Below are 7,275 nucleotides of genomic sequence, written 5' to 3'. Positions count from 1 at the left end.
TCAGGGCATGGTCGCCAGCGGGCAGCAGCTTGATGGTCACGCCCGGGTAATGGCCGCTCATCTCGCGCCAGTCCAGCACCTCGTCACCCCGGGCAATCACGGCAAAGTAGCGCTCCGGGCGGCTGATGCGGGCAACTTCCTGCGCCAGCAGTTCAGCCACATACGCCGGATCAAAGCTGAAACTTTGCGTCGGGTCGTGCCACAGGGCGTTGTCTCCGACAGAGGCGGCCAGGTCGCGCGCAGGGTGCACCGCCGGATTGAGCAGCACCGCCTTGCAGCCCAGGCGCTCGGCCAGCCAGGTGGCATAAAAGCCACCGAGCGAGGAACCAATCACGGCCATGCTGTTTTGGGGCCACTGCGCAATGCCCTGCAAGACCTCTTCCATGGCCAGTTTGGGCGATGCCGCCAGCGCCGGGCACCACCAGGTCACGTCGGGGTGGCGACTGGCCACCGTGGCAGCCATCAGACGCGCCTTGTTGGAGGCGGGCGAGGAACGAAAACCGTGCAGGTAGAGCAAGTGGGTGGTGGGCATGGTGAAAGAATGATAGTGCAATGTAGGTTACCCCCTGCCACCGACAAGCCAGTGCTGTTGATCTGCAACACCCAGAACCGTTCCAGTTCAACGCTTGCGATTTTGCTCGAACGAGGCTACCTCCATGTTCACCATGTGCAGGGTGGCATGAGCGATTGGAAGCGCCGGGGTTGGCCAGTGGTCAGGTTCTGAGGCTTGGATGCCGTTCAAAACGCAATGCGAAAGGCCGAAGCAGTGCCCGCTGGCGGCTGATCAATTGACGCGTAACCTATGCCGGGTATGTCACCGCACTGGCTCTTGAACGCGCCCGTCACCAGAATATCACCGGCCTTGGCAAGGTCCTCACCCAGCTTGCTGGCGGCATTGACTTCAGAACCAAACACATCGCTGTCGCCAATGCGCAAAACCCGGCCATAGCCCAGGCCAACACATAACAGCACCTGCTCCTCTGGCAATCTGTCCAGGTTGTAGGCTGCCAGCAGTTGCTGCAAACCGATGGCGCATTTCAGCGCTTTTTGCGGATTGCGAAAGATCACAAGAAATGAATCGCCTTCGAGCTTTAACAGGATGCCTTCATGGTCTTCTATGACCGGGATCAGCAATCGCTCGGACTCATGAATGATTTGCAAAAAGTGAATAATGCCGAACTCTTCAACCCGCCGTGAAAAACCGGACATGTCGGTAAACATCACGCACCAGTCTTCGCCGAAAAGGTCCCAGATGCGCTGGTCGATACGCGCCTTGTCAGCGCCCGGTTCCAGACGCTCCTGGATGAGTCGGTCCAGCCGGTCCTGCGAGCCGCTGGCGTGAATGCGATGCAATTGATTCATGGTTGGTTACCCCTGCTGTTAGCTTTATATCAGATGCGCCCTGCCCCCTGGTTGACGATACAGCCACATATGGCAACCAAGCACGACATCATGAAACACACCAGCAAAGGTGTGCCCAAACCCAGCATCATGCTGCACACTTCGCTGTTGCGCGGCGCCTGCGCATCGCCCTGATCGGTCTGCCTGGCGCCGACAAGACCACGCTGTTTGATGCAGCATCCAGCACCGCGCCACAAACCGGCGAATTGACAGGCACGCACCGCATCTACCCACCTGCACGGTGCAAATCGACCTGGACGAAGCCAGCGTGCTGGACCTGCCGAGCCTGAGTTCGCTGCGCCCTTTGAGCCGCCCGACCTGATCGTGCAGGTAGTCGATGCCACAAATTTCCAAAGTCACCTTGAACTCACGCTGGAGCTGAGCCAGCCTGGCAGTGTTTGCCAGCGTGCTGTTTGTGGTGTTCGAGGTCAGCGGCTGGATCGACAGCCAAACCACACAACGGCTGATTGGCATTGTGGTGCCCTACATGCTGCCGCTGTTGCCGCTGCTGTTTGGCGTGCCGAAGGAACTCTCCCTGCTGATGATCTTTCAGGCCCTGGGCACGCAGGACATCAACACCGTGCTGGGCACAGTGCAGATCCTCACGCTGCTGGTATTCATCACCTTTTATGTGCCCTGTATCTCGACCTTTGCCATCATGCACAAGACGCTGGGGCGCACCCAAGCGGGGTTCTCGGTGCTGCTGTCGGTGGGCGTGGCGCTGCTGCTCAGCGCGCTGGTACGCCTGATGATGGTGCTGGCGGCATAAAACAATACAAATATGTCTTAACTAGGTATAAATCCTAGGTATATTTTGAAATTAAGTACCAATAATTTCAATTTGAGTACCAAATCTGCATGACAGGATCAGTATCGTTCAGGGGGTCAGTGCCAGCAACGCACTGAACAGTGCAAACGACGTCAAAACCACAGGAGACAACCCCATGAAACTGAAAACCCGCCTGACACTGGCTGCCTCGCTGGCCCTGTCGCTCTGCGGCATGTCCCAAGCGGCCACCGAGCTGGTCATTGCCACCGTCAATAACGGCCACATGATCGAAATGCAGAAACACAGCAAGACCTTCGAGGCCGCCAACCCCGACATCAAACTCAAATGGGTCACGCTCGAAGAAGGCGTGCTGCGCGCCCGCGTCACCACCGACATCGCCACCAAGGGCGGCCAGTTCGACGTGATGACCATCGGCATGTACGAGACACCCATCTGGGGCAAAAAAGGCTGGCTGACCGAACTCAAGACCAACGCGGCCTATGACGTGGACGACCTGCTGCCCGCCATGCGCAACGGCCTGTCGGTGGACGGCAAGCTGTTTGCCGCCCCCTTCTACGGCGAAAGCTCGATGCTGATGTACCGCAAGGACCTGGCCGACAAGGCCGGCATCACCGTGGCCGACAAGCCCACCTGGACCGACATCAAGGCCCTGGCTGCCAAAATCCATGATCCGAAAAACGGCGTCTACGGCATCTGCCTGCGTGGCAAGCCGGGCTGGGGCGACAACATGGCCTTCCTCGGCCCGCTGGTCAACACCTTCGGGGGTCAGTGGTTCGACATGAACTGGAAGCCGCAACTGGAATCCAAGCCTTGGAAAGACGCGATCAATTTCTACGTGGACTTGCTGAAATCGTATGGCCCGCCCGGCTCGTCGGCCAACAGCTTCAACGAAATCCTGGCGCTCTACAACGAAGGCAAGTGCGGCATGTGGATTGACGCCACCATTGCAGCCTCGTTCATCACCGACCCGAAACAGTCCAAAGTGGCCGACAAGGTGGCCTTTGCCCAGGCACCTACCGCGGTGACACCCAAGGGTGCCAACTGGCTGTGGGCTTGGTCGCTGGCCATTCCCGCGGGCTCCAAAAAAGTGGACGCCGCCACCAAGTTCGTGACCTGGGCCACCAGCAAGGAATACATCGACCTGATTGGCAAGGAAGTGGGCTGGGGCAACATCCCCACCGGCACCCGCAAGAGCACCTACACCCGGCCTGAGTTCCTGAAAGTGGCCAAGTTTGCCGCCGCAGAAAAAGCCGCCATCGACAGCGCCAACCCGAACGACGCCACCCTGCCCAAGAGCCCGTATGTGGGCGTGCAGTTTGCCGCCATTCCGGAGTTTCAGGCCATTGGCACCACGGTCGGGCAGCAAATGAGCGCAGCACTGTCGGGCAAGTCGACGGTCGATGCCGCTTTGAAAGCCTCGCAAGTGGCGGCCGAACGTGAGATGAAGAAAGCCGGCTACTACAAGTAAGAAGCATCCATCTGGCTACTGCGCGGACCGATCTGGGGCCGGTGTTCCTCGCCGTACGGGAGTGCGGCTGCGGTACAGCGACCCCACCTCGATCCGCTTGCTACGCCCTCTGGCCGCTTCTCGACTTTCCTTGAACGACATCTCTACGAGGCATTTGCCATGAACCGATTCATTCCCCGCGTCCTGCTGACACCGGCCATCGTCACGCTCTTTTTATGGATGATCGTGCCGCTGGTGATGTCGATCTATTTCTCTGTCATCCGCTACAACCTGTTGCAGCCGGATCAGACCGGCTTTATCGGGCTGGAGAATTTTGAATATTTCATGACCGACCCGTCATTTGGCGCGGCGGTCATCAACACCCTGCTGCTGTTGGGCAGCGTGATCCTGATCACGGTGGTGGTCGGCATTTTGCTGGCGCTACTGGTGGACGCGCCGTTTCCGGGCCGCAATATCGTGCGCATCCTGCTGATTTCGCCCTTTTTTGTCATGCCCACGGTCAATGCGCTGCTGTGGAAACACATGATGATGAACCCGATTTACGGGGTACTGGCGCAGGTCTGGATTTTCTTTGGCGCGACACCGGTGGACTGGCTGACCGACTGGCCGCTGTGGAGCGTGATCATGATCGTGACCTGGCAATGGCTGCCCTTTGCCACGCTGATTTTCATCACGGCGCTGCAAAGCATGGACCGCGAGCAGCTTGAAGCCTCGCGCATGGACGGCGCCACCTACCTGCAACAACTGCGCTACCTCTACATCCCGCATCTGGGCCGATCAATGGCCGTGGTGGTGATGATCGAGATGATCTTTTTACTCAGTGTGTTTGCCGAGATCTACACCACCACGGGCGGTGGCCCGGGCGATGCCAGCACCAACGTGGCGTTCCTGATCTTCAAACAGGCGCTGCTGAACTTCGATGCCGGTGTGGCCTCGGCCGGCGCTCTGTTTGCGGTGGTGCTGGCCAATATTGCCGGCATTTTCCTGATCCGCATGGTTGGCAAAAACCTCGATAAGTGAGCACTGCATGAAAACTCAAAACAACCCATTGCTTTACGTTCGCACGCTGGCCGCCTGGGGTGTCACCCTGGTGCTGTTTTTTCCGCTCGGCTGGCTGGTGCTCACCGCCTTCAAGACCGAGCTGCAGGCGATCTCGGTGCCGCCCCTGCTGCTCTTCACGCCCACGCTGGAGAATTTCACCATCGTGCAAGAACGCAGCGACTATTTGCTCTATGCCCAGAACTCGCTGATCACCAGCGTGGCATCTACCATTCTGGGGCTGGCGCTGGCCTTTCCGGCGGCCTATTCGATGGCGTTTTTCAAAGGCAAGTACACCAAGGACATCCTGATGTGGATGCTGTCCACCAAGATGATGCCTGCCGTGGGCGCGCTGGTGCCCATCTACGTGCTGGCACAAAACTCCGGCCTGCTCGACAGCCGCACCGCGCTGATCATCATCTTTACCCTGAGCAACCTGCCCATCATGGTCTGGATGCTGTACTCGCAGTTCAAGGAAATTCCCGGTGAAATCCTGGAAGCCGCGCGCATGGACGGCGCCACGCTGTGGCAGGAATTCAGCAAGGTGCTGCTGCCGCTCACCCTGGGCGGCCTGGCCTCCACCGGCCTGCTGTGCATGGTGCTGAGCTGGAACGAAGCCTTCTGGTCGCTCAACCTGAGCGCTGCCAAGGCCGGCACGCTGGCCACGCTGATCGCCAGCTACTCCAGCCCCGAAGGCCTGTTCTGGGCCAAGCTGTCAGCTGCCTCGTTCATGGCGATCGGGCCCATTGTGGTGTTTGGCTGGTTCAGCCAGAAACAACTGGTGCAAGGTCTGACCTTTGGCGCCGTCAAGTAAACCTTAGCTAAAAAATTACCAGGAGACCTCTTCATGGCTTACCTCAAACTTGAACGCATCGAAAAAATATTTGGCGAAACCCGCGTCATCAAAGGCATAGACCTGGAGATCCAACAGGGTGAATTCGTGGTCTTTGTCGGCCCGTCGGGCTGCGGCAAATCCACCCTGCTGCGCCTGATTGCCGGGCTGGAACACATCGACGGCGGCAAACTGCAGCTCGACGGCCGCGACATCACCCATCTGCCATCGAGCAAGCGCGACCTGGCGATGGTGTTCCAGAGCTATGCGCTCTACCCGCACATGAGCGTCTTCGAGAACATGAGCTTTGCCCTCAAACTGGCCAAAGTCGACGCGGCCGTGATCAAGGAGAAAGTGGACCGTGCCGCCAAAATTCTCAACCTGACCCAGTACCTGGAGCGCACCCCCAAGGAACTGTCCGGCGGGCAGCGCCAGCGCGTGGCGATTGGCCGTGCCATCGTGCGCGCGCCCAAGGTGTTTTTGTTTGATGAGCCCCTAAGCAACCTGGACGCCGCGCTGCGCGGCCAGACCCGCATCGAGATCGCCAAGCTGCACCGCGACCTCGGCGCCACCACCATTTACGTGACGCACGACCAGGTCGAGGCCATGACGCTGGCCGACCGCGTGGTGGTGCTGCGCGACGGCCAGATCGAGCAGGTGGGCACACCGCTGGAACTGTATGACCGCCCGGCCAACCAGTTTGTCGCCCAGTTCATTGGCACACCGCAGATGAACATCGTGTCGGCCAAGCAGATGCCCGTGCTGCAAACCACGGCTGGCCTGAGCCTCCCTGAAGGTGGCTTTGTCGGCTTGCGCCCCGAAAACGTGATCTTGCACCCGCCCGGCCAGGGACTGTTGCAGGGCACGGTGGACCTGGTGGAAGCGCTCGGTGCCGAAACCCTGATTTACGTCACCACGACCCAGGGCGCACAACTGGTGTCACGACAGAACGAACGCACCCCGCTGCGCAGCGGCGACAGCGTGGGCATCCAGATCGACCTTGAGGCCGCCCATGTGTTCGATGCCAACGGGCGCATCACCCGTACCGGCCAGACCCACGAGACACCCACCCACTGATTGACCAACCACCGCATCCCATCATGAACTCCATACAACCCCTGAGCGGCCAGGTGGCCGCCATCACCGGCTCGGCATCGGGCATCGGTTTTGCCAGTGCCCAGGCGATGATTCTGGCCGGCGCGCAAGTCGTGCTGATTGACCGCGACGCAGCCGCCCTGGCCAAAGCCTGCGACACGCTGGGCACCGCCGCCTTGCCGCTGGTGCTGGACCTGCTGGACCCGGCGCAGTGCGCGGCCCTGCCCCAGCGCGTGCTGGCGCTGACCGGTCAGCTCGACATCTTCCACGCCAACGCCGGGCTGTATGTGGGCGGCGATCTGGTCGACGCCAATGACGACGCGATCGACCGCATGCTCAACCTGAACATCAACGTGGTCATGAAGAACGTGCGCGGTGTGCTGCCCCACATGATTGAACGCGGCGCGGGCGACATCATCGTGACCAGCTCGCTGGCGGCGCATTTCCCCACGCCCTGGGAGCCGGTCTACGCGTCAAGCAAGTGGGCCATTGACTGTTTCGTGCAGACCGTGCGCCGCCAGGTGTTCAATGTGGGCATCCGCGTGGGCGCCATCTCGCCGGGGCCGGTGATCACCGGGCTGCTGGCCGACTGGCCGGCCGAAAAACTGGCTGACCTCAAGGCCAAGGGCAGTTTGCTGGAGGCGGCTCAGG

9 protein-coding genes are annotated in these 7,275 nt (G+C 60.1%); 7 read left to right on the top strand and 2 right to left on the bottom strand.

Going from position 1 to position 7,275, the window contains the following annotated elements:
• Positions 1-532: YqiA/YcfP family alpha/beta fold hydrolase (locus NDI87_RS15400; protein WP_296276330.1), on the bottom strand; the 532-nt coding region annotated here is incomplete at its 3' end.
• A gap of 9 nt (positions 533-541) precedes the next feature.
• On the opposite strand from NDI87_RS15400, the gene NDI87_RS17515 reads away from it, so the two are divergent.
• Positions 542-724 carry a rhodanese-like domain-containing protein gene (locus tag NDI87_RS17515; RefSeq protein WP_366029029.1) on the top strand — a complete coding sequence of 61 codons (183 nt, stop codon included), beginning with the start codon at positions 542-544 and terminating at the stop codon, positions 722-724.
• A gap of 14 nt (positions 725-738) precedes the next feature.
• Here the strand turns inward: NDI87_RS17515 and NDI87_RS15395 are convergent, their stop codons facing one another.
• On the bottom strand, positions 739-1,362 hold the full coding sequence (locus NDI87_RS15395; protein ID WP_296276329.1) for an adenylate/guanylate cyclase domain-containing protein: 624 nt from the start codon (positions 1,360-1,362) through the stop codon (positions 739-741).
• A gap of 433 nt (positions 1,363-1,795) precedes the next feature.
• On the opposite strand from NDI87_RS15395, the gene NDI87_RS15390 reads away from it, so the two are divergent.
• From NDI87_RS15390 to NDI87_RS15365, 6 genes are all read left to right on the top strand, one after another.
• Entirely contained in the window at positions 1,796-2,170 is a 375-nt protein-coding gene (locus NDI87_RS15390) for a hypothetical protein (RefSeq protein WP_296276328.1), read from the top strand.
• A 175-nt stretch (positions 2,171-2,345) separates the two neighbouring features.
• On the top strand, positions 2,346-3,659 hold the full coding sequence (locus NDI87_RS15385; protein ID WP_296276327.1) for a sugar ABC transporter substrate-binding protein: 1,314 nt from the start codon (positions 2,346-2,348) through the stop codon (positions 3,657-3,659).
• 159 nt (positions 3,660-3,818) lie between these two features.
• Positions 3,819-4,679, top strand: a complete 861-nt coding sequence (locus NDI87_RS15380) for a sugar ABC transporter permease (protein ID WP_296276326.1) — start codon at positions 3,819-3,821, stop codon at positions 4,677-4,679.
• Positions 4,680-4,686: 7 nt separating this feature from the next.
• A complete protein-coding gene (locus tag NDI87_RS15375) occupies positions 4,687-5,511 on the top strand; it encodes a carbohydrate ABC transporter permease (RefSeq protein ID WP_296276325.1) in 825 nt (274 codons plus the stop codon).
• A 33-nt stretch (positions 5,512-5,544) separates the two neighbouring features.
• Entirely contained in the window at positions 5,545-6,606 is a 1,062-nt protein-coding gene (locus NDI87_RS15370) for an ABC transporter ATP-binding protein (protein ID WP_296276324.1), read from the top strand.
• 23 nt (positions 6,607-6,629) lie between these two features.
• Positions 6,630-7,275: SDR family oxidoreductase (locus NDI87_RS15365; RefSeq protein ID WP_296276322.1), on the top strand; the 646-nt coding region annotated here is incomplete at its 3' end.

It is taken from the genome of Rhodoferax sp. (assembly GCF_023701345.1).
Lineage (GTDB): Bacteria > Pseudomonadota > Gammaproteobacteria > Burkholderiales > Burkholderiaceae_C > Rhodoferax.
This window is presented reverse-complemented; position numbering and strand designations above follow the sequence as displayed.